Origin of the sequence: Pseudomonas sp. MWU347 (assembly GCF_017947305.1) — a bacterium.
Lineage (GTDB): Bacteria > Pseudomonadota > Gammaproteobacteria > Pseudomonadales > Pseudomonadaceae > Aquipseudomonas > Aquipseudomonas putida_A.
Genome location: NZ_JAFGZB010000008.1, coordinates 1 through 20,949, shown reverse-complemented (window position 1 = coordinate 20,949; position 20,949 = coordinate 1). Strand labels below are relative to the sequence as shown.

General features: G+C 59.7%; 22 protein-coding genes. 15 read left to right on the top strand and 7 right to left on the bottom strand.

Features of this window, described 5'->3' with window-relative positions:
• Positions 1–106 precede the first annotated feature (106 nt).
• Positions 107–550 carry an RNA polymerase-binding protein DksA gene (gene dksA / locus KCG87_RS17710; RefSeq protein ID WP_027614094.1) on the bottom strand — a complete coding sequence of 148 codons (444 nt, stop codon included), beginning with the start codon at positions 548–550 and terminating at the stop codon, positions 107–109.
• A gap of 334 nt (positions 551–884) precedes the next feature.
• Here dksA and KCG87_RS17705 point away from each other — a divergent pair, with 334 nt between their 5' ends.
• Both KCG87_RS17705 and sfsA read left to right on the top strand, forming a co-directional pair.
• Positions 885–2,057 carry a pyridoxal phosphate-dependent aminotransferase gene (locus KCG87_RS17705; RefSeq protein WP_210558649.1) on the top strand — a complete coding sequence of 391 codons (1,173 nt, stop codon included), beginning with the start codon at positions 885–887 and terminating at the stop codon, positions 2,055–2,057.
• Positions 2,057–2,770, top strand: coding sequence for a DNA/RNA nuclease SfsA (sfsA, locus tag KCG87_RS17700; RefSeq protein ID WP_135296575.1), 714 nt, complete (start codon positions 2,057–2,059; stop codon positions 2,768–2,770). The genes KCG87_RS17705 and sfsA overlap by 1 nt, the downstream gene beginning before the upstream one ends.
• Here the strand turns inward: sfsA and KCG87_RS17695 are convergent.
• Positions 2,767–3,084 carry a Rieske (2Fe-2S) protein gene (locus KCG87_RS17695; RefSeq protein ID WP_210558650.1) on the bottom strand — a complete coding sequence of 106 codons (318 nt, stop codon included), beginning with the start codon at positions 3,082–3,084 and terminating at the stop codon, positions 2,767–2,769. The genes sfsA and KCG87_RS17695 overlap by 4 nt on opposite strands.
• A 162-nt stretch (positions 3,085–3,246) precedes the next feature.
• Between KCG87_RS17695 and KCG87_RS17690 the strand changes: the two genes are divergently transcribed.
• The 4 genes from KCG87_RS17690 to KCG87_RS17675 are packed head-to-tail and all read left to right on the top strand — an operon-like array spanning position 3,247 to position 6,792.
• Positions 3,247–4,119 (top strand): ABC transporter substrate-binding protein, encoded by an 873-nt coding sequence (locus tag KCG87_RS17690; RefSeq protein WP_210558651.1) that lies wholly within the window; start codon positions 3,247–3,249, stop codon positions 4,117–4,119.
• 50 nt (positions 4,120–4,169) lie between these two features.
• Positions 4,170–5,153, top strand: a complete 984-nt coding sequence (locus tag KCG87_RS17685; protein ID WP_210558658.1) for an iron ABC transporter permease — start codon at positions 4,170–4,172, stop codon at positions 5,151–5,153.
• The gene (locus KCG87_RS17680; RefSeq protein ID WP_098965630.1) at positions 5,153–5,920 is read left to right on the top strand and encodes a heme ABC transporter ATP-binding protein; all 768 of its coding nucleotides are present in this window, start codon (positions 5,153–5,155) and stop codon (positions 5,918–5,920) included. The genes KCG87_RS17685 and KCG87_RS17680 overlap by 1 nt, the downstream gene beginning before the upstream one ends.
• Positions 5,921–5,940: 20 nt before the next feature.
• Positions 5,941–6,792, top strand: coding sequence for a ChaN family lipoprotein (locus KCG87_RS17675; protein WP_210558652.1), 852 nt, complete (start codon positions 5,941–5,943; stop codon positions 6,790–6,792).
• A gap of 226 nt (positions 6,793–7,018) precedes the next feature.
• Here KCG87_RS17675 and KCG87_RS17670 read toward each other — a convergent pair whose 3' ends face one another.
• From KCG87_RS17670 to KCG87_RS17655, 4 genes are all read right to left on the bottom strand, one after another.
• Positions 7,019–7,819 carry a Crp/Fnr family transcriptional regulator gene (locus KCG87_RS17670; RefSeq protein WP_210558653.1) on the bottom strand — a complete coding sequence of 267 codons (801 nt, stop codon included), beginning with the start codon at positions 7,817–7,819 and terminating at the stop codon, positions 7,019–7,021.
• 16 nt (positions 7,820–7,835) lie between these two features.
• Positions 7,836–8,108 carry a TfoX/Sxy family protein gene (locus tag KCG87_RS17665; RefSeq protein WP_003228231.1) on the bottom strand — a complete coding sequence of 91 codons (273 nt, stop codon included), beginning with the start codon at positions 8,106–8,108 and terminating at the stop codon, positions 7,836–7,838.
• Positions 8,109–8,388: 280 nt separating this feature from the next.
• Positions 8,389–8,733 carry a pentapeptide repeat-containing protein gene (locus tag KCG87_RS17660; RefSeq protein ID WP_098965625.1) on the bottom strand — a complete coding sequence of 115 codons (345 nt, stop codon included), beginning with the start codon at positions 8,731–8,733 and terminating at the stop codon, positions 8,389–8,391.
• A gap of 91 nt (positions 8,734–8,824) precedes the next feature.
• The gene (locus KCG87_RS17655) at positions 8,825–10,381 is read right to left on the bottom strand and encodes a bifunctional aminoglycoside phosphotransferase/ATP-binding protein (protein WP_210558654.1); all 1,557 of its coding nucleotides are present in this window, start codon (positions 10,379–10,381) and stop codon (positions 8,825–8,827) included.
• A 116-nt stretch (positions 10,382–10,497) separates the two neighbouring features.
• On the opposite strand from KCG87_RS17655, the gene mrcB reads away from it, so the two are divergent.
• Genes mrcB through KCG87_RS17640 form a run of 3 tightly spaced genes read left to right on the top strand, consistent with a single transcriptional unit; the run spans position 10,498 to position 13,929 of the window.
• The gene (mrcB, locus tag KCG87_RS17650; RefSeq protein WP_097089183.1) at positions 10,498–12,822 is read left to right on the top strand and encodes a penicillin-binding protein 1B; all 2,325 of its coding nucleotides are present in this window, start codon (positions 10,498–10,500) and stop codon (positions 12,820–12,822) included.
• A 16-nt stretch (positions 12,823–12,838) separates the two neighbouring features.
• On the top strand, positions 12,839–13,594 hold the full coding sequence (locus tag KCG87_RS17645) for a hypothetical protein (protein ID WP_098965620.1): 756 nt from the start codon (positions 12,839–12,841) through the stop codon (positions 13,592–13,594).
• Positions 13,594–13,929, top strand: coding sequence for a YqcC family protein (locus KCG87_RS17640; protein WP_097089181.1), 336 nt, complete (start codon positions 13,594–13,596; stop codon positions 13,927–13,929). The genes KCG87_RS17645 and KCG87_RS17640 overlap by 1 nt, the downstream gene beginning before the upstream one ends.
• 109 nt (positions 13,930–14,038) lie before the next feature.
• Here the strand turns inward: KCG87_RS17640 and KCG87_RS17635 are convergent, their stop codons facing one another.
• On the bottom strand, positions 14,039–14,455 hold the full coding sequence (locus KCG87_RS17635) for a DUF4124 domain-containing protein (RefSeq protein WP_095140088.1): 417 nt from the start codon (positions 14,453–14,455) through the stop codon (positions 14,039–14,041).
• A gap of 399 nt (positions 14,456–14,854) precedes the next feature.
• Here KCG87_RS17635 and KCG87_RS17630 point away from each other — a divergent pair, with 399 nt between their 5' ends.
• The 6 genes from KCG87_RS17630 (at position 14,855) to msrQ (ending at position 20,830) form a co-directional block, all read left to right on the top strand.
• Positions 14,855–16,579 carry an acetolactate synthase 3 large subunit gene (locus KCG87_RS17630; protein WP_027614081.1) on the top strand — a complete coding sequence of 575 codons (1,725 nt, stop codon included), beginning with the start codon at positions 14,855–14,857 and terminating at the stop codon, positions 16,577–16,579.
• A 2-nt stretch (positions 16,580–16,581) separates the two neighbouring features.
• Positions 16,582–17,073, top strand: a complete 492-nt coding sequence (gene ilvN / locus KCG87_RS17625; RefSeq protein ID WP_003205610.1) for an acetolactate synthase small subunit — start codon at positions 16,582–16,584, stop codon at positions 17,071–17,073.
• Positions 17,074–17,121: 48 nt separating this feature from the next.
• Positions 17,122–18,138 carry a ketol-acid reductoisomerase gene (gene ilvC, locus KCG87_RS17620; RefSeq protein WP_007959661.1) on the top strand — a complete coding sequence of 339 codons (1,017 nt, stop codon included), beginning with the start codon at positions 17,122–17,124 and terminating at the stop codon, positions 18,136–18,138.
• Positions 18,139–18,284: 146 nt separating this feature from the next.
• Complete coding sequence (gene pssA, locus KCG87_RS17615) at positions 18,285–19,142, top strand: CDP-diacylglycerol--serine O-phosphatidyltransferase (RefSeq protein WP_027614080.1); 858 nt, start codon at positions 18,285–18,287, stop codon at positions 19,140–19,142.
• 63 nt (positions 19,143–19,205) lie between these two features.
• The gene (msrP, locus tag KCG87_RS17610; RefSeq protein ID WP_134787335.1) at positions 19,206–20,219 is read left to right on the top strand and encodes a protein-methionine-sulfoxide reductase catalytic subunit MsrP; all 1,014 of its coding nucleotides are present in this window, start codon (positions 19,206–19,208) and stop codon (positions 20,217–20,219) included.
• Entirely contained in the window at positions 20,219–20,830 is a 612-nt protein-coding gene (msrQ, locus tag KCG87_RS17605) for a protein-methionine-sulfoxide reductase heme-binding subunit MsrQ (protein ID WP_210558655.1), read from the top strand. The genes msrP and msrQ overlap by 1 nt, the downstream gene beginning before the upstream one ends.
• The last annotated feature ends 119 nt before the right edge of the window (positions 20,831–20,949 follow it).

The window sequence follows — 20,949 nt, the reverse complement described above, 5'->3', positions numbered from 1 at the left end:
ATTCGGGAGCAAGCCCCCTCCCACAAAAGCAAGGCAAAAGGGTAAAGGCAAAAGGCAGAAACAAAAACGGAGCGTTCGCACGCTCCGTTTTTCGTTCAGGTCGAGATTACTTGCCGACCTGCTTTTCCTTGATTTCCGCCAGGGTCTTGCAGTCGATGCACAGATCGGCGGTAGGACGGGCTTCAAGGCGCTTGACGCCGATCTCGATGCCGCAGGATTCGCACCAGCCGTACTCTTCGTCCTGGATCAGTTCGAGAGTCTTGTCGATCTTCTTGATCAGTTTGCGCTCGCGGTCGCGGGCGCGCAGCTCGAGGGCGAATTCTTCTTCCTGGCTGGCACGGTCGGCCGGGTCAGGGAAGTTGGCCGCTTCGTCTTTCATGTGATCAACAGTACGGTCGACTTCCTGCATCAAGTCCTGTTTCCACTTGTTCAGGATCTTGGTGAAGTGCGCGCGCATCGGGGCGCCCATGTACTCCTCGCCTTCCTTCGGAACGTAAGGTTCGAAGCCGCTGATCGTCACTTGCTGCTGTTGCTTTGCTTGGGTGGGCATGAAATGGACCGCCTCTACTCTTGTAATCCATTGCGCAGGATTGCTCCATCACCGACACCTGCCGGCCCTGCGGCTGCAAGCGGGCGAACTTACCAGATCAATTCGGCCTGCGCTACTCCCGGATGTCGAGGCCCCGGCGGGTGGCGCTTGCAGAAGTCTGGCAAGCCATGTCTGACAGTGATGGAGACCTGATCAATCTCTGATTTTAGTCAATCCTGGAGCGTACGCGCATATCGTTACAGTCCAGCGTTCTTGAGGCTGTGACCGCGACGGGTTCTCGCTCGTTCCGGCAGATGGGTAGAATCGTCTCTTTTTCCCCGTCGAAGGAAAACCAATGGCTCAGCCTTACAGTGCGCGCAGTCGTGCGATCGAACCGTTCCATGTGATGGCGCTGCTGGCGCGGGCAAACGAACTGCAGGCCGAAGGTCACGACGTGATCCACCTGGAAATCGGCGAGCCGGACTTCACCACGGCCGAGCCGATCATCCGTGCCGGGCAGGCTGCGCTGACGGCGGGCAAGACCCGCTACACCGCCGCGCGGGGTATTCCCGAGTTGCGCGAGGCGATTTCCGGGTTCTATCAGACACGTTACGGTTTGAACATCGATCCACGACGGATCCTGATCACGCCGGGTGGCTCCGGCGCCCTGTTGCTGGCCAGTGCCTTGCTTGTCGATCCGGGCAAACACTGGCTGCTGGCAGATCCGGGCTACCCGTGCAACCGGCACTTCCTGCGTCTGGTCGAAGGCGCGGCGCAACTCGTGCCGGTCGGGCCGGAGGTGCGTTACCAACTGACCCCGGATCTGGTGGCGCGGCATTGGGATCACGACAGCGTTGGTGCGTTGGTGGCATCGCCAGCCAACCCCACCGGTACCATCCTGACCCGTGATGAACTGGCCGGTTTATCCACCGCAATCAAGGCGCGCCACGGCCACCTGGTGGTGGACGAGATCTACCACGGCCTGACTTATGGCACCGATGCCGCCAGCGTGCTGGAAGTGGATGACGGTGCCTTTGTCCTCAATAGTTTCTCCAAATATTTCGGCATGACCGGTTGGCGGCTCGGCTGGCTGGTGGCGCCGGATGCGGCCGTCAGTGAGCTGGAAAAACTCGCACAAAACCTGTACATCAGCGCCCCGAGCATGGCGCAGTACGCCGCTTTGGCCTGCTTCGAGCCGGACACCATCAGCATCCTCGAAGAGCGCCGCGCCGAATTTGGCCGCCGCCGCGACTTCCTGCTGCCGGCGTTGCGCGAATTGGGTTTCAATATCGCCGTCGAGCCGGAGGGCGCGTTCTATTTGTACGCCGATATCAGCCAGTTTGGCGGTGATGCCTTCGCGTTCTGTCGACATTTCCTCGAAACCGAGCATGTTGCCTTCACCCCGGGGTTGGATTTCGGCCGTTATCAGGCCAGCCACCATGTGCGTTTCGCTTACACGCAAAACCTCCCTCGCTTACAGGAAGCGGTGGAACGTATCGCTCGCGGCTTGAAGAGCTGGCAAGGCTGATGCGCTTTTATCCGGCTCTGGAAGAGGCGCGGCTGATTCGCCGCTACAAACGTTTTCTGGCGGACGTTGAAACGGTCAATGGCGAGTTGTTGACCCTGCACTGCCCGAACACCGGCTCGATGCTCAACTGCCAGGTCGAAGGCGGGCAAGTGTGGTTCAGTCGCTCAAACGACCCGAAGCGCAAACTGCCCGGCACTTGGGAAATCGGGGAAACGCCGCAGGGTCGACTGTTCTGCGTGAACACCGGCCGCGCCAACGCCCTCGTTGAAGAGGCGCTGCAGGCCGGTGTCATCAGCGAGTTGAACGGCTTCACGGCGCTTAAACGCGAAGTGGCATACGGTCAGGAAAAAAGCCGTATCGATTTCCGCCTTGAATACCCGAGCGGGCCGGCTTATGTGGAAGTGAAGAGTGTCACTTTGGGGTTCGACGGGACGAATGTCGCGGCCTTTCCCGACGCAGTTACCCAGCGCGGCGCCAAGCATTTGCGCGAGCTGGCGCATCTGGCCCGTGACGGTATTCGTGCGGTGCAGTTGTATTGCGTCAATCTCAGCGGGATTGAAGCGGTGCGACCGGCCGAAGAAATCGATTCGGCGTACGCGGATGCCCTGCGTGAAGCGGTGGCGTGCGGGGTCGAGGTGTTGGCCTACGGTGTGCGCTTGAACCACGAAGAGATGGTGATCGACCGGCGGCTGGACGTTTTGCTCAGCGGTTAAACATCTATCCACAGCCCCTCTGCGTCTTCGCGGCAGGGGATGGCGGTCAGGGATTGCCCGGCGCAGGGCCCGGCGACGCATTCGCCGTCCTCGATCAGAAACAGTGCGCCGTGGGTGGCGCACTGGATCAGGCTGTTGCTCGGGTCGAGAAACTGGTCGGGGTGCCATTCCAGACCGACGCCGCGATGCGGGCAACGGTTGAGATAAACATAGGCCTGACCATTGCGGCGTACGGCAAACAGTTTGTTGCCGTCGATGTCGAACCCACGGCTGCCCGCCTCAGCGAGATCGGCGCCGGCGCACAAAAACTTCATGGCTATCCTCAAATGTCTGCTCGTTTCAGGAAATGTCCGAGCTTGACGTTTAAATGCAAACAATTATCAAATGGCCGCCTTCGCCCACTGCGCGCAACCGCCGTCAAGGATACTTGGCTCGCCGGTTCGCTGCCCGGGAAAACTTTTCAAGGAAAGCTGCGTATGCGCCTGATTACCCGCGTTGCCGTGCTGTGTGTCGGACTGCTCGCCAGCCTTCAGGCGACAGCTGCCGATTTGCCACAACGTTGGGTCAGTGCCGGTGGCGCGCTATCGGAGTGGGTGAGCGTGTTGGGCGGCGAATCTAAACTGGTCGGCGTCGACACCACCAGCCAGCATCCGCAATCGCTGAAGAAGCTGCCCAGCATCGGCTATCAACGCAGTCTCTCGGCAGAAGGCATTCTCAGTCTGCGCCCGGACATCCTCATTGGCACCGAAGAAATGGGCCCGCCACCGGTTATCGCTCAAGTGAAAAACGCCAAGGTACATGTCGAACTGTTCTCGGCGCAGCCGGATCTGCCGACACTGGAAAAAAACATCACGCATCTCGGGCAGTTGCTCGGCGCGCAAGCCCAGGCGGCGCAGTTGCTGGAAAGTTATCAACAGCAGCTAACCGCGCAGAAAGCCCGAGTCGCCGAGTTGCAGGCCAAGCGTAAGACGCCCGGTGTGCTAGTGCTGATCGGGCATGCCGGCGGCAAACCGTTGATTGCCGGCAAGGACACTGCCGCCGACTGGCTGCTGCAACGGGCCGGCGGACATAACCTGGCGACGCATACCGGTTACAAACCGTTCTCCGTGGAGTCGCTGGCCGGACTCGATCCTGAAGTGCTGGTGTTCGCTGATCGGGCGTTGACCGGCGAGGCGGCGAAAGCCGCGCTGTTCAAGGAAAACCCGATTCTCAATTCAAGCCGCGCGGCCAAGGCCGGACGGGTGCTGGAGCTGGATCCGACGCTGCTGGTCGGCGGGCTCGGGCCGCGTTTACCGGCGGTACTGAAGAGTTTGTCTGACGGCTTCTACCCGACTCCGAGCGGCCAATGACCGTACTGGTCAAACCACGAAGCCTGTTTATCGGCCTGACGCTTCTGTGTTTGCTGGCCATCTGGCTGTCGTTGGCGTTGGGGCCGGTGAGTCTGCCGTTGTTCGATACGTTGCGCGCGGCTCTGCGCATGCTCGGCGTGCCGCTGGCGCCGGATGGGCTGGAGCAGGCTGAGCTGATTCTCGGGCAAATCCGTCTGCCGCGCACCTTGCTTGGATTGGCTGTCGGCGGTGTGCTGGCGTTGTCCGGTGTGGCGATGCAGGGCTTGTTTCGCAATCCGCTGGCCGATCCCGGGTTGGTCGGGGTTTCCAGTGGGGCAGCGCTGGGTGCGGCGGTGGCGATTGTCGGCGGGTCATTTTTTGGCGGTTTGCCGGAGTGGTTCGGGCCGTACCTGTTGTCGGCGTGCGCGTTTCTCGGTGGACTGGGGGTGACGGCGCTGGTCTATCGGCTCGGTCGGCGCAACGGCCAGACTAACGTCGCGACCATGCTGCTGGCCGGGATCGCCCTGACGGCATTGGCAAGCTCGGCGGTGGGTCTGTTCACCTATCTGGCGGATGACGGGACTTTGCGTACGCTGACTTTCTGGAATCTGGGCAGCCTCAATGGCGCCAGTTACGCGCGTTTGTGGCCTTTGCTGATTATCAGCACTGGCGTCGCGCTTTGGTTGCCGCGGCGTGCCAAGGCGCTGAATGCGTTGCTGCTCGGGGAGTCCGAAGCCGGGCACCTGGGGATTGATGTCGAACGGCTCAAACGTGAATTGGTGTTCTGCACGGCGTTGGGTGTTGGCGCGGCGGTAGCGGCAGCCGGGATGATCGGTTTCGTCGGGCTGGTGGTGCCCCATCTGGTGCGTTTATTGGCCGGGCCCGATCACCGGGTGTTGCTGCCAGCGTCGGTACTGGCGGGTGCGAGCCTGTTGTTGCTGGCGGATCTGGTGGCGCGGCTGGCGCTGGCGCCGGCGGAGTTGCCGATCGGTATCGTCACGGCGTTTATCGGCGCGCCGTTCTTCCTCTACCTGTTGCTGCGAGGTCGTGCCTGATGCTGCGTGCGCACAATCTGCACATCCGTCGCGGACGCAAGACCGTCCTCAGCGACGTCACCCTGCAGCTTGAACCCGGTGAGGTGTTGGGTGTGCTCGGACCGAACGGTGCCGGCAAAAGCACCTTGCTCGGTGCCCTGTGCGGTGAGCTGGCGGCCAGTGAAGGTGAGGTGTTGCTCGACGACAAGGTGCTGAGTCACTGGACAGGTACGCAGCGCGCTCAGCGCCTGGCGGTGTTGCCGCAGGTGTCGACCCTGGATTTTGCCTTTCGCGTGGAAGAAGTGGTCGGCATGGGCCGTCTGCCTTATCAGAGCGGTCGGGCGCGCGACGACGAGATCGTTGCGGCAGCGCTGGCCGCTGCGGATGCCGGGCATCTGAGCGGGCGCAGTTATCTGGCGTTGTCGGGTGGCGAGCGCCAGCGTGTCCATCTGGCGCGGGTGCTGGCGCAGCTATGGCCAGGGCAGGCCGGACAAACCCTGTTGCTGGATGAGCCGACCTCGATGCTCGATCCCTTGCATCAACACACCACGTTGCAGGCGGTGCGCGAGTTTGCCGATCGTGGCGCGGCGGTGCTGGTCATCCTGCATGATCTGAATCTCGCGGCGCGCTATTGTGATCGGGTGTTGCTGCTCGAAGGCGGGCGCCCGGTGGCGCTGGATACGCCGCAGCAAGTCTTGCGACCGGATACGCTCAAGGCCGTGTTCGGCCTTGAGGTTTTGGTGCAACCGCACCCGGAGCGCGGGCATCCGCTGATCATCGCCCGCTGATTTCTCATCGAGGTGTTGGTATGCGCGGGATGTGGTTGTTAGCGGTGTTGCTGCTTGCAGGGTGTCAGCATGTTGCCCCGCCCCCGCCAATCAGTGGCGAAATTCGTGATCTGCACAGCGGCCAGATACTGACGGCACAGGAACTGCTGACGCGTCTGTCGGGGCCGCAACTGCTCATCATCGGCGAGCAGCATGACAACGCCGATCACCACGCCGCGCAGTTGTGGCTGTTGCAGGCACTTGGGGAGCAGCGTCCTCAGGGCAGTCTGCTGCTGGAAATGCTCACGCCGAAGCAACAGCCGAACGTTGACCAGGTTCGCCATGCAGCAGCGCCCCCTACTGATCTTCCCGCCGCGTTGGCCTGGCAGGATGGCTGGGACTGGAATTTCTATGGACCGATCATTCGGTTTGCCCTCACGCAACCCTATCCGCTGTTGGCGGCCAATCTGGATGACAGTGAAATCCGCGCTGTCTACCGCCAGTCGCCAGCCCTGAGCGGTGTTCGCAGCAATGCGGCATTGGTGAAAGCCACGCTGCTCGAACAGATCAGCGATTCACATTGCGGCTTGCTGCCCAAATCACAGATGCCGGCGATGCTCGCGGTTCAGCAACAGCGCGATCGACGCATGGCCGAACGTTTGCTGGCAGCGCCGATGCCAGCCTTGCTGCTGACGGGTGCCTGGCATGCGCGCAAGGATGCTGGCGTGCCGCTGCATGTTCTGGATCTGGGCGCAGCCCAAGCGCCAACGGTGCTGATGCTGGCCGAGCAGGGCGCCGAGGTGACTGCGGCGATGGCCGATTACGTCTGGTACACCCCGGCCACGCCCGCGCAGGATTACTGCGCACAGATGCGCAAACAGTTCGGCCAGTGACTTTTCCACAGGCAAAAAAAGACCCGGTAAAAACCGGGTCAAATAACCGTGATTAGCCTGATGAGGAGATAATCTGAGAGTCCGAACCAAGGGCTTTTCAGAATATCGACTGATCTCGCGACCAGTTGTGATAATCATAGCGATTCTCATTAGCGAGTCAACCACTGTTTTTCCGTTTGCTTGATTTAGTCGTGCAAATGGCCGGAATGTCCCGGAAACAGGGGGCTTAACGCGCAGCCTTGATCGCACTCAGTTGCGTGATCTGCTGATTAAGCTGGCCGATGCGCCTGGCCATGCTCTCAATCAGGCTGTGGGCAATCTTCGGATTGTTACGGGTCATGCTCAGAAACTGCTCGCCTGGAATCAGCATCACCGTGCTTGGCTCGCGAGCGATGACAGTGGCATTGCGCGGTTCACCGGTGAACACCGCCATGGCGCCGAAAATCTCGTCCTTGGGCACTTCGCCGACCTTGTGCCCATCAACAAACGCTTCGGCATGCCCCTCGATGATCACGAAGACGTGATCAGCGGCATCGCCCTGCCGGATCAACACCTCACCACTCTCGACCCGTTTGAAGCCATTGGTGCTGCGAAACTCCCGTGGCTTCAGTTCGGCCACCGCGTGAGCCAGCAGCGCCATCTGCCCCAGCAGATACTCAAGCCACTGCTCGGCCCGGCCCGGCTCGGCGTACAAATGCTGGAACAAATCGGTTCGCCGATAGGGCAACAAGCGCGATGGCCCGTCGCTGCGCAGTCGGCAATCGGCCCAGGCGTCACCTTGCTGTAGACCGAGCAGATCACCTTCCTGCCAGTAAAACAACGCACGGCCGCCGATATAGCCGTGGATCACGCCTTCTGTCAGCAGAAACAGCTGATCGTGTGGGAGCTGCTCCATCAGGTCGTCAGAGATTTCTGGCTCAAAGGCTGGCCCGCACGGCGCAAGGCCTTCCAGCCAGCGCGCGGGCAAGCTCTGCAAACGATTGATCAGTGCATCGACCGGTGCCGATTGTTCTCCGAGCAGATACATGGCCGTCAGTGCCTGTTCAGTTCTTGTGGCGCGAGGAAATGGCTTCGAGCTGCTTGTTCAAGGCGTCTTTGCGTTCGGCCGGGATGTCGTTCCAGTGCACATCCATCAGCGCCCCTTCGATCGCGTACAACAACACCTTTGATGCGCGAAACCCGCGGGTACGCACGGCCCGATAGGCGTCCACCGCCCCCAGGCGACGCAAGTCCGAGGCGCTGTGGATGCCCACGGCATGCAGCCACTGCGCCGACGTCTTGCCAAGATTCTTCAGGTGTTGCAGTTCATCATTCATCAAGCCTCCTTGCGACGGCCGAATGGTGCGTGGGCGATCTTCTCAGGAGTGTAGCCATCAGTAGGAAAAGCGTGGTTGTTTGGTCGGATTCGACGCAAACGCTTCTAAGAAAGGGGCTGCGAACGCAGAAAGGAGGGAAGAAACGCGAAAACATGTAGGAGCGGGGCTTGCTCGCGAAGGCGTCCTGTCAGCCACCAGATGTATCGACTGACACTACGCCTTCGCGAGCAAGCCCGCTCCCACACGGGAAAGGCGTCGGGTCAGAGAAAGATAAAAAATATCAGCGAGTGCGATAGCGCAGGCGGGTGCCGAAATTCATCGACATCAGGATCTCGTCCGCACTCAGTTCCGGCGGGAAGTACGCGCCGGAAATCTGCGCATGGGCCAGGCTCGCGCCTTCGAGTGATGCATTACGGAAGTCGATGCCACGCAAATCGGCAGAACGGAAGTAGGCGTCCCGAAAATCCACGCCATCGGCGTTCAGTTCACGTAGATCGAGACCCCGGAAGTCGCCACCGACCATGTCGATCGGGCCGTCGTTCGGGCGTTCCTTGTTGAAGCCTGTGATGTCGTCTTTGTGCAGCAGGGCATAAAGCGGGGTGTCGAGAAGTTTCGGCTGGCTCATGTCACATCACCTGTTGGTTTTATGACGCCAGTATAGTGCCACTATTTGACGGCCGTGAAGCAAGCGAGGGCTTCACGGCCGAAATAGTTTCTTAAAGGCCCGGCAAGCGCTGGCGGATCTGTGCGACTACGGTGTCGAGGGTCCCGCTTTCATTGGTCTGTACGCGTTTGCTGCGCAGAATTTCTTCTGGCGTCAGCGCTTCGCGGCTGGCCTGCTGGGCCTCGATGACCGCCAGCGTGGCGTCGGAAGGATCCTTCTTGTCTGCCTGACGAATCGCCAGCCAGCTCTCGATTACGGCTTGCGGTGCGTTGCAGTCGAGAATCAGGAACGGCGTGCCGGTGGCTTCGGCGACTTGAGCGGCGTTGTCGCGTTGCTCGCGCTTGAGGTAGGTCGCATCGATCACTACCGGGAAACCGGCGTGCAGAATCACTCCGGCAATCTCATGCAGACGGGCATAAGTGGCGGCGCTGGCGTCGGCACTGTAAATCCCGGCCTGCACGTCGTTGGCTACGGTCTGCTCGCCGAACAGGCGCTTGCGCTCGACATCGGAACGCAGGCGAATCGCGCCCAGCGCTTCGACCAGACGCATCGCCACGTGGCTCTTGCCGACAGCCGATACGCCGTGGGTGATGGCCATGAAGCGCGATGGAATGGTGCTGTAGCTTTCCGCCAGGTTGGCGTAGTTGCGGTACTGGCGCAGGGTGGTGGCGCGCTGCACCGGGGTGGCATCCGCCGGCATGCTGAACAGTGCAACTTTGGCGCGAACCAGTGCGCGGTAGGCTTTATAGAAGTTCAGCACTTCCAGGCCTTGATAATCGCCGGTCAGCTCCAGGTATTGGCTGATGAAGCGGCGGGCCAGGGATTTCAGGCCACGGTCTTCCAGGTCCATCGCCAGGAAACCGGTGTCGGCCCAGACGTCGGTGAAGCGGAACGGTTCGTTGAACTCGATGCAGTCGAAGATCACCACTTTGCCATTGATGACAGTGGCGTTGCCCAGGTGGATGTCACCGTGGCATTCGCGAGTGAAACCCTCGGCCTTGCGCTGGCTGAACAGTGCCTTGAGACGATCGAAGCTGCTCTCGGCCCAGGCTTTCAGGGCTTCGAGTTGCAGCAGATCGTTTTTGTCGCTGAGGAACGGCAGGATCTGCTCGAAGTTCTGGCGCACCGGGGCCATCACGCTGTCCGGGGTACCGGCCTCGTGGTCGGCCGGGACTTTTGGCGCACTGAGGTGGAATTTGGCGATCTGCTCGGCCATTTCATCAATGTGCTGGGTGGTCAACTCACCGTTGGCTTGCAGGGTGCTGAGCAGGCCGGTCTGCGGAAATTGACGCATCTTCAGCACATATTCGATCACCGGGCCGTCGCCACCCAGTTGTGGCGCATCAACGCTGCCGGTCACCGGCAACACGTCCAGATACAAATCATCGGTCAGGCGCTGGTTCAGACGCAGTTCTTCAGCGCAGAAATGTGCGCGCGACTCCAGGCCAGTGAAGTCGAGGAAGCCGAAATTCACTGGCTTCTTCACTTTATAAGCAAACGGGCCGGTGAGGATCACCCACGAGATATGGGTTTCGATGACCTGGAACCCTTCGACGGGGTGCGGGTAGAGGGCCGGGTTTTGCAGGGCAGCGATCAGGGACTGGCTCACGGGCGATCCTTCAGAGACTGGGAAATTCGAGGTCGCCATTATGGCCGCTCGCCAGCCTGACGCAAACCTCGGAGCGCTCCTGTTGAGTATGAATAAAGTGCGTATAATCCGCCGCCATGACTCGAACTCGATCCCCCCGTACCAAGAAAAAACCAGTCTCCAAGGGCCTCAGCCCATGGTTGAGCTGGGCCATTAAACTCAGTCTGGTCGGCCTTGTGGTGCTGGCCGGCTTCGCCGTTTACCTCGATGCCGTGGTGCAGGAGAAGTTCTCCGGCAAGCGCTGGACCATCCCGGCCAAGGTCTACGCGCGTCCGCTTGAGCTGTTCGTCGGACAAAAGCTGAGCAAGGACGATTTCCTCACCGAGCTCGATGCCTTGGGCTATCGCCGCGAAGCCGTGAGCAATGGTCCCGGCGCTGCCGCCGTCAACGGCAATACCGTTGATCTGAACACTCGTGGCTTCCAGTTCTATGAAGGCCTGGAAAAAGCCCAGCCGGTGCGCGTGCGCTTCTCCGGCGACTATGTGGCCGAACTCTCGGGGCTCAATGGCGGAAAATTGTCCGTGGTGCGGCTCGAGCCGCTGATGATCGGCGGCATCTACCCGAAAAACCTCGAAGACCGCATCCTGATCAAGCTCGATCAGGTGCCACCGTACCTGCTGGAAACCCTGGTAGCGGTGGAAGACCGCGACTATTACAGCCACTGGGGCGTGTCGCCGAAATCGATTGCCCGGGCCATCTGGGTCAACACCTCTGGCGGCAAGATGACCCAGGGCGGCAGTACGCTGACCCAGCAACTGGTGAAGAACTTCTACCTCACCAACGAGCGCAGCCTGAGCCGCAAGCTCACCGAAGCGATGATGGCGATGCTGCTGGAACTGCACTACGACAAAAAGGAAATTCTTGAGGCCTACCTCAATGAAGTCTTTGTCGGGCAGGACGGTCAGCGTGCCGTGCACGGTTTCGGTCTGGCCAGCCAGTTCTTCTTTGGTCAGCCACTTTCCGAGCTGAAGCTGCATCAGGTCGCTTTGCTGGTCGGCATGGTCAAGGGCCCGTCCTACTACAACCCGCGCCGCAACCCCGAGCGCGCGCTGGAGCGGCGTAACCTGGTGCTCGACGTGCTTGAGCAGCAAGGCGTGGCGACTGCCGAACAGGTTGAAGCGGCGAAGAAAATGCCCTTGGGCGTGACCACGCGCGGCAAGCTTGCCGACAGCTCGTTCCCGGGCTTTATCGATCTGGTCAAACGCCAGTTGCGCGAAGACTATCGCGACGAGGACTTGACCGAAGAAGGCTTGCGGATCTTCACCAGTTTCGACCCGATTCTGCAGATGAAGGCCGAAGCGTCGGTGAATGACACCTTTAAACGCCTGGCTGGACGCAAGGGCTCCGATGACGTGGAAGCGGCGATGGTCGTGACCAACCCGGAAACCGGCGAAGTGCAGGCGATGATCGGCAGTCGTCAGGCCAGTTACGCCGGTTTCAACCGGGCGCTGGACGCCGTGCGGCCGATCGGTTCCCTGGTCAAGCCAGCGGTGTATCTGACCGCACTGGAAAAACCGAGCCGTTACACGCTGACCAGTTGGCTGTCGGATGATCCGCTGTCGATCAAAGGCGCGGACGGCCAGGTGTGGAAGCCACAGAACTACGACCGTCGCTCCCACGGCACAGTCTTCCTCTATCAAGGGCTGGCGCATTCGTACAACCTGTCGACCTCGCGCCTGGGTCTGGAAGTCGGTGTGCCGAATGTGCTCAAGACCCTTGCGCGTCTGGGCGTGACCCGGGAATTCCCGGCGTTCCCGTCGATGCTGCTCGGGGCTGGCGGCATGACCCCGATCGAAGTGGCGACCATGTATCAGACCCTCGCCAACGGTGGTTTCAATACGCCGATGCGCGGGATTCGCAGTGTGCTGACCGCCGATGGCGAACCACTCAAGCGTTATCCGTTCCAGATCGAGCAGCGTTTCGATCCGGCGTCCATCTACCTGATCCAGAACGCCATGCAGCGTGTGATGCGTGAAGGTACCGGCAGCTCGGTTTATAACGTGCTGCCAAAGACCCTGACGCTGGCCGGCAAGACCGGTACCAGTAACGATTCGCGTGACAGCTGGTTCGCCGGTTTCAGTCAGGATCTGCTGGCGGTGGTCTGGCTGGGTCGCGACGACAACGGCAAGACCCCGTTCACCGGGGCGACCGGTGCATTGCAGGTCTGGACCAGTTTCATGCGCAAAGCCGATCCGCTGCCGCTAGACATGCCGCAGCCGGACAACATTGTGCAGGCGTGGGTCGATTCGCGTACCGGGCAAGGCTCCGATGCCAACTGTCCGGGGGCGGTGCAGATGCCGTATATTCGCGGCAGCGAACCGCCACCCGGCGCCGCGTGTGCAAGCGAAACGCCTGCCTCCCCGGAGTCGGTGATGGATTGGGTCAAGGGCTGGATGAATTAAGCAAAGAGGGTTTCAAGTGAACAAGTGGTTGATTCCAGCGGTGACTGCCGTGGCTTTGCTCAGCGGCTGCTCTACCGTGCAGCGTGGTTCGATCCCGGTGGTGGACTCCGGCACAGCCGTATCCAACAGCGAACGGCTGTCGGCCAACGGCGGTTTCCGCAAGACGACGGTCAAACGCCCAGTCCAGGGCCAGGCGCAATCCCAGGCCATCCCGCAAGGCGATACCGGCGTGGTGGTGATGGTGCCGGGTGGCGGCGCCACAACATCGGCACCGATCAGCTCCTCGCCGATCGTTCCGGGCCCGGCTTCCGGCGGAATCACCGCAGGGCCGTACAACCCGTCGCCGGTAGAGTCGGCACCGATCAACTCCGGCAGCTACAGCATGCCTTCGACGCCAAGCGGGATTCCTTCGGCCAGCAGTGGCGGTGGTCTGTCGGCGGACGAACAGCTCGATGGCCCGGTTCTCGCCTTGCTGACCACTGCGCAACAGCAGCAGGCCGGTGGCGACCTCAACGGTGCGTCTTCCAGCCTGGAGCGCGCTCAACGCGTTGCCCCGCGTGAGCCGCAAGTGCTCTATCGTCTGGCGCAAGTGCGCATGGCCCAAGGCGACGCGCCACAGGCGGAGCAGTTCGCCCGTCGTGCGCTGACCATGGCCAACGGTCGTCCGGACTTGCAGGCCAACCTGTGGGAGATCATCGCGCAGTCCCGTGAGAAACAAGGCGATTCCGCCGGCGCAGCGCTGGCTCGTCAGAAGGCCAAGGTTTCGCTGTGATGGATTCCCGTTTCCCGAAAATCGCCGATCAGTTGCTGCTGATCGAGCGTGAACTGCGCGCGCAGGGTTGGTGGGATGACGTTCAGCCATCGGCCGAAGCCCTGAGCAGTGTCGAACCGTTTTCGGTCGACACGCTGGATTTCGAGCAATGGCTGCAATGGATCTTCCTGCCACGGATGAAAATGATCCTTGAACAGGATCTGCCGTTGCCCAATGCCTCGGGCATTCAGGAAATGGCTGAAATGGTCTTCGCCCAGCGCAATCTGCAGGGCAAGGATCGACAGCTGCAGGTGCTGCTCAAAGAGTTTGACCTGCTGATCACCGCTTCCCGCTAGAGCCGATCCCCTGTAGGAGCTGCCGCAGGCTGCGATCTTTTGATCTTGCTTTCAAAGATCAAAAGATCGTGCGATCGCGGCCCGAGCCTGCGACAGCTCCTACAGGTGACTATTCGCAGTTCTGCGCAATCTGCTTCTGCGCTTCGACAATGCGCTCCTGCCGCTGCGCATCATCCAGCCGCCGTAATTGTCCTTCCACTTCCTCCCTCAACCGCGGATTGTTCTGCAATTGCGCCAGGTTCGTCCGTGCCTGTTCGCAAAATGCCTTGAGCTGCGCCTGCTGCTCCGCCACCTGTTTCTTCACCTTGTCGTCGATGGCTTTCTGATCGCCCAGCGCACCGCTGCCAGGCATGGCGGCAGGTTTCGGTGGGGGCGAGGAGGGCGTCTGCACAGTCGTCGCCGGCAGCCCTTGCGGTGGCTGCGCATCGAAGTGCGTGACGCCCTGGGCATCTACCCATTTGTAGATTTGAGCGGCCGAGCACCAGGGGCTGAGGCCGATCAGCAGAGTTAACAGAAGCGTTCGCATGCTGATTCCTTGGCAAAATTGCGCAATTGACGCTAACAGAGTAGCTGTTTTCAGGTTTTTTCTTGCGTTCTCATGTGCTTACCCACAATTAAGCACATTGACGGCTTGACTTGGAGAGGGCGAAACAGAAGAATCCAAAGTCCGCTGTAGAGGGACTGCCAGAAGCAGACCCACTCGGTAGATCATGAGGCGCATATCCGCGTCGACCTGTTACACCCGCAACGCGTTACCTCGCGCTGGGTGGGAAAGGCCCGCAACACTTGGGACGATCCCAATACTTGCTCAGTCAGTGCTGACGTAGTCGGCGACCACCGTCGCTCATGCTCTGCCGAGAAGTAAACCTATTAAGACCCGCCCCTTTTGTGTGGACGGTATTCTGGCGTTTTAGAGGTGAACAACGTGGAGCTTTTATCTGGCGGTGAGATGCTCGTCCGCTTCTTGCGTGACGAAGGCGTCAAATATATCTACGGGTACCCGGGTGGTGCTCTTCTTCATGTTTACGATGCCCTGTTCAAAGAACCGGAAGTGACCCACATCCTGGTTCGTCACGAACAAGCGGCCACCCATATGGCTGACGGTTACGCCCGTGCCACCGGTAAAGCCGGCGTGGTATTGGTGACATCAGGTCCTGGCGCCACAAACGCCATCACCGGTATCGCCACCGCCTATATGGATTCGATTCCAATGGTGATCATTTCCGGTCAGGTGCCAAGCACCATGGTCGGCACCGACGCGTTCCAGGAAACCGACATGATCGGTATCTCCCGGCCGATCGTGAAGCACAGCTTCATGATCAAGCACGCCTCGGAAATCCCGGAAGTCATGAAGAAGGCCTTCTACCTGGCGCAGTCCGGTCGTCCGGGCCCGGTCGTGGTCGATATCCCGAAAGACATGACCAACCCGGCCGAGAAGTTCGAATACATCTTCCCGAAAAAAGCCAAGCTGCGTTCCTACAGCCCGGCCGTCCGCGGTCACTCCGGGCAAATCCGCAAGGCGGCAGAAATGCTCCTGGCAGCCAAACGCCCAGTGCTCTATTCCGGTGGCGGCGTGATCCTCGGCAACGGTTCCGCACCGCTGACCGAACTGGCGAAAATGCTCAACCTGCCAGTGACCAACACCTTGATGGGCCTGGGCGGTTTCCCTGGCACCGACCGGCAGTTCATCGGCATGCTCGGCATGCACGGCAGCTACACCGCCAACCTGGCGATGCACCATGCCGACGTGATCCTGGCTGTCGGCGCGCGTTTCGATGACCGTGTGATCAACGGCGCGGCGAAGTTCTGCCCGAACGCCAAGATCATCCACATCGACATCGACCCGGCTTCGATCTCCAAGACCATCAAGGCCGACGTGCCAATCGTTGGCCCGGTGGAGAGCGTCCTGACCGAAATGGTCGCGATCCTCAAGGAAATCGGCGAGACCCCGAACAAGGAGTCCGTTGCCAGTTGGTGGAAGCAAGTCGATGAGTGGCGCGGTGATCGCGGCCTGTTCCCATATGAAAAGGGCGACGGCAGCCTGATCAAGCCACAGACCGTGATCGAGACCCTGTGCGAAGTGACCAAAGGCGATGCCTTCATCACTTCCGACGTGGGCCAGCACCAGATGTTCGCGGCGCAGTACTACACGTTCAACAAGCCGAACCGCTGGATCAACTCCGGTGGTCTGGGCACCATGGGCTTCGGTTTCCCGGCGGCCATGGGCATCAAGTTGAGCTTCCCGGATGACGACGTTGCCTGCGTCACCGGTGAAGGCAGCATCCAGATGAACATCCAGGAGCTGTCGACCTGCCTGCAATATGGCTTGCCGGTGAAAATCGTCATCCTGAACAACGGTGTTCTGGGGATGGTTCGTCAGTGGCAGGACATGAGCTATGGCAGCCGCCACTCGCACTCTTATATGGAGTCGCTGCCTGACTTCGTCAAACTGGCTGAGGCCTACGGTCACGTCGGCGTGCGCATCACCGATTCGAAAGACTTGAAGTCGAAGATGGAAGAGGCGTTCGCCATGAAAGATCGTCTGGTGGTGATCGATATTTCGGTCGATACCAGCGAGCACGTCTATCCGATGCAGATCAAAGACGGCTCCATGCGCGATATGTGGCTGAGCAAGACGGAGCGTACTTAATCATGCGGCACATTATTTCCCTGCTTCTGGAAAACGAACCCGGCGCTTTGTCTCGCGTAGTCGGCCTGTTCTCGCAGCGCAACTACAACATTGAAAGCCTGACGGTGGCGCCAACCGAAGACCCGACTCTGTCGCGTCTGACGCTGACCACTGTTGGCCACGATGAAATCATCGAGCAGATCACCAAAAACCTGAACAAGCTGATCGAAGTGGTCAAGCTGGTGGACCTGTCGGAAAGCGCTCACATCGAGCGCGAGCTGATGCTGGTCAAGGTCAAGGCCACTGGCGCCCAGCGCGCCGAGATCAAACGCACCACCGATATTTACCGTGGACAGATCGTCGACGTCAGCGCCAGCGTGTATACCGTTCAATTGACCGGTACCAGCGACAAGCTCGACAGCTTCATTCAGTCCATCGGCACCGCATCGATTCTGGAAACCGTCCGTAGCGGCGTGACCGGCATTGCCCGCGGCGACAAAGTACTCAGCATCTAAACCAAATTAGCGAATGGCCTGAACGGCCTGGATATATAGGGGAAATTCATGAAAGTTTTCTACGATAAAGACTGCGACCTGTCGATCATCCAGGGCAAGAAAGTTGCCATCATCGGTTACGGTTCCCAGGGCCACGCCCAGGCGTGCAACCTGAAAGACTCCGGTGTCGACGTTACCGTCGGTCTGCGTAAAGGTTCGGCTACCGTTGCCAAAGCCGAAGCTCACGGCCTGAAAGTGACCGACGTGGCCGCCGCTGTTGCCGGTGCCGACCTGGTCATGATCCTGACCCCGGACGAATTCCAGTCCCAGCTGTACAAGAACGAAATCGAGCCGAACATCAAGAAAGGCGCCACCCTGGCCTTCTCCCACGGCTTCGCGATCCACTACAACCAGGTTGTTCCGCGTGCCGACCTCGACGTGATCATGATCGCGCCTAAAGCGCCGGGTCACACCGTGCGTTCCGAGTTCGTGAAGGGCGGCGGTATCCCTGACCTGATCGCGATCTACCAAGACGCTTCGGGCAACGCCAAAAACGTTGCACTGTCCTACGCAGCTGGCGTGGGTGGCGGTCGTACCGGCATCATCGAAACCACCTTCAAGGACGAGACCGAAACCGACCTGTTCGGCGAGCAAGCCGTACTGTGCGGCGGTACCGTTGAGCTGGTGAAAGCCGGTTTCGAAACTCTGGTTGAAGCTGGCTACGCGCCGGAAATGGCCTACTTCGAGTGCCTGCACGAACTGAAGCTGATCGTTGACCTCATGTACGAAGGCGGTATCGCCAACATGAACTACTCGATCTCCAACAACGCTGAATACGGCGAGTACGTGACCGGCCCGGAAGTGATCAACGCCGAATCCCGTCAGGCCATGCGCAACGCCCTGAAACGTATTCAGGACGGCGAATACGCCAAAATGTTCATCAGCGAAGGCGCGACCGGCTACCCTTCGATGACCGCCAAGCGTCGTAACAACGCCGCTCACGGTATCGAAATCATCGGCGAGCAACTGCGCTCCATGATGCCGTGGATCGGTGCCAACAAGATCGTCGACAAAGCCAAAAACTAAGTCGTCATCCTTGTACGAAAAACGCGGCCTCGGCCGCGTTTTTTCGTTTGAAACCGATGGTTCTGGTATAAAGCTGCATCGTTTGTGGCCGAACCGTCGTCACAGGCACCTGTCGAAACTTTCCAAACCGTTGCAAGGTAATGTCCATGAGCGAACGTCCCGAAGAGCCGAACCAGGCTTCTGACGCCGAAAGCCTGCTGCCCATCGATGAACATGTCGAGGAAGGGCACGACGCAGAAGGTCGTAAAGTCCGGCATCGTGGTATCTATCTGCTGCCGAATCTGTTCACCACTGCGAACCTGTTCGCAGGGTTTTATTCCATCATCAACTCGATGAGTGCCCAGGCTGCCTTGAGCGCCGGTGACTCTGCGAATGCGAGCAAGTATTTCGCCTTCGCCGCGATCGCGATTTTTGTGGCCATGGTGCTCGATGGTCTTGATGGCCGTGTAGCGCGCATGACCAATACGCAAAGTGCCTTCGGCGCCGAGTATGACTCGTTGTCGGACATGGTCGCGTTCGGTGTAGCGCCGGCGCTGCTGGCCTTTGGCTGGGCATTGGGCGACATGGGCAAGGTCGGCTGGATGGTCGCCTTCATCTATGTAGCCGGCGCGGCATTGCGTCTGGCGCGTTTCAATACCCAGGTCGGTACGGCTGACAAGCGATACTTCATCGGCCTGGCCAGCCCGGCAGCTGCCGGCGTGGTCGCAGGCATCGTCTGGGCGTTCAGCGATTACGGCATTCAGGGTTCGAAGATGTCGTTCCTGGTCGCCTTGATGGTGGCGGCTGCCGGCATGTTGATGGTCAGCAACATCAAGTACAACAGCTTCAAGGAGCTGGACTTGAAGGGGCGCGTGCCGTTCGTGGCGATCCTCGCCGTGGTGCTGGTGTTCGCCGTGGTGTTCAGCGATCCACCGCGAATTCTACTGCTGGTGTTCCTCGGTTACGCCGCTTCCGGTCCTGTGCAATACCTGTTGCGTCTTCGTCGTCACAAAAACGCCGAATGATGTAATTTCCCGCATACTCCGCAGTCTATGGGTGCATCTGTCCTCCAAAGCTGCGGAGTTGCCATGCTGATCAAAATCCCCAAAGCGTCCGACTGCCATGAGTCGGATGTCACGCCTGAATCCATTTATCTTTCTCGTCGCCAATTGCTCGGAGCTACCGCGGCCGGTATCGCCGTGAGCAGCCTGCCGCGTTGGGCCAGTGCCGGGGATGCGGCGCGTTATGCCGATGTCGAGCCGGGCAAGACGCCTGCCTGGTTTGCCGAGAAGCTTCCTTCTACCAAGTGGGGCGCCGTCAACGCCAAGGACGAGGCGATCACGCCTTATAAAGACGCGACCCATTACAACAACTTCTATGAGTTCGGTACCGACAAGGGTGATCCGGCGGCCAATGCCGGTTCGCTGAAAACCGAGCCGTGGAGCGTTGTCGTCGATGGGGAGGTGGGTAAGCCAGGGCGTTACGCGCTGGAGGACTTCATGAAGCCGTACCAGTTGGAGGAGCGTATCTATCGCCTTCGCTGTGTTGAGGCGTGGTCGATGGTCATCCCGTGGATCGGCTTTCCGATCTCTGCGCTGCTCAAACAGGTCGAACCCACCTCCAACGCCAAGTACATTCGCTTTGAGACTCTGCAGGATCCCAAAAGCATGCCAGGCCAGCGTTCGGGGTTCGCCCTGATCGATTGGCCTTATGTAGAAGGCTTGCGCCTGGATGAGGCGATGAATCCCTTGGCGATTCTGGCGGTAGGCATGTATGGCCGCGAGTTGCCGAATCAGAACGGTGCGCCGCTGCGTCTGGTGGTGCCGTGGAAGTACGGCTTCAAGAGTGTGAAGTCCATTGTGCGGATCAGTCTGGTCAGCGAGCAGCCCAAGACCACTTGGCAGAGCATCGCGGCAGATGAATACGGGTTTTATGCCAACGTGAATCCGACGGTTGATCATCCGCGCTGGACTCAGGCACGGGAGCGGCGTCTGCCGAACAGTCTGTTCAAGCCGAATGTGCGTGATACACAGATGTTCAACGGCTATGCGGATGAAGTCGCTTCTTTATATACAGGGCTCGATCTGCGGAAGAACTACTGATGCGATATCCGTTCTGGCGTGTAGGCGTTTTTATCGCTGCGGCGATTTGGCCATTGCTTTGGTTTTATCAGGCGTTCGCCGATTTGCTCGGGCCGGATCCTGGCAAAGTCTTGGTTGATCGATTGGGGCTGGGGACGCTGGTATTGCTGCTGATCACTTTGAGCATGACGCCGTTGCAGAAATTGACGGGGTGGGCGGGCTGGATTGCTGTGCGCCGTCAGTTGGGACTTTGGTGTTTTGCCTATGTGGGTCTGCATTTGTTCAGCTATATGGCGTTTATCCTCGGCTTCGACTGGTCGCAGTTGGGCGTGGAGTTGTGTAAGCGGCCATACATTATTGTCGGCACACTGGGTTTTCTCGGGTTGTTGGCGTTGGCAGTAACCTCTAATCGCTACAGCCAGCGTCGTTTAGGTGTGCGCTGGAAGAAACTGCATCGGTTGGTCTACGTGATTCTGGGGCTGGGATTGCTTCATATGTTGTGGATCGTGCGTGCTGATCTCAAGGAGTGGGCGATCTATGCCTTTATAGGTGCAGTGCTTTTACTGCTGCGTGTGCCTGCCGTTGCCCGTCGAATCCCGCGTTTATTGGCTAAAAAGCAGGTTTTGCAATAAAACTGAAATTAACGGTTGACGGCAGATTCAGGAGGTCTATAATTCGCCCCACTTCCGGCGCAGTCGAAACGGAAAACTCCTTGAGATTCAATGAGTTACGCAGTTTTCGGCAGCGGCTC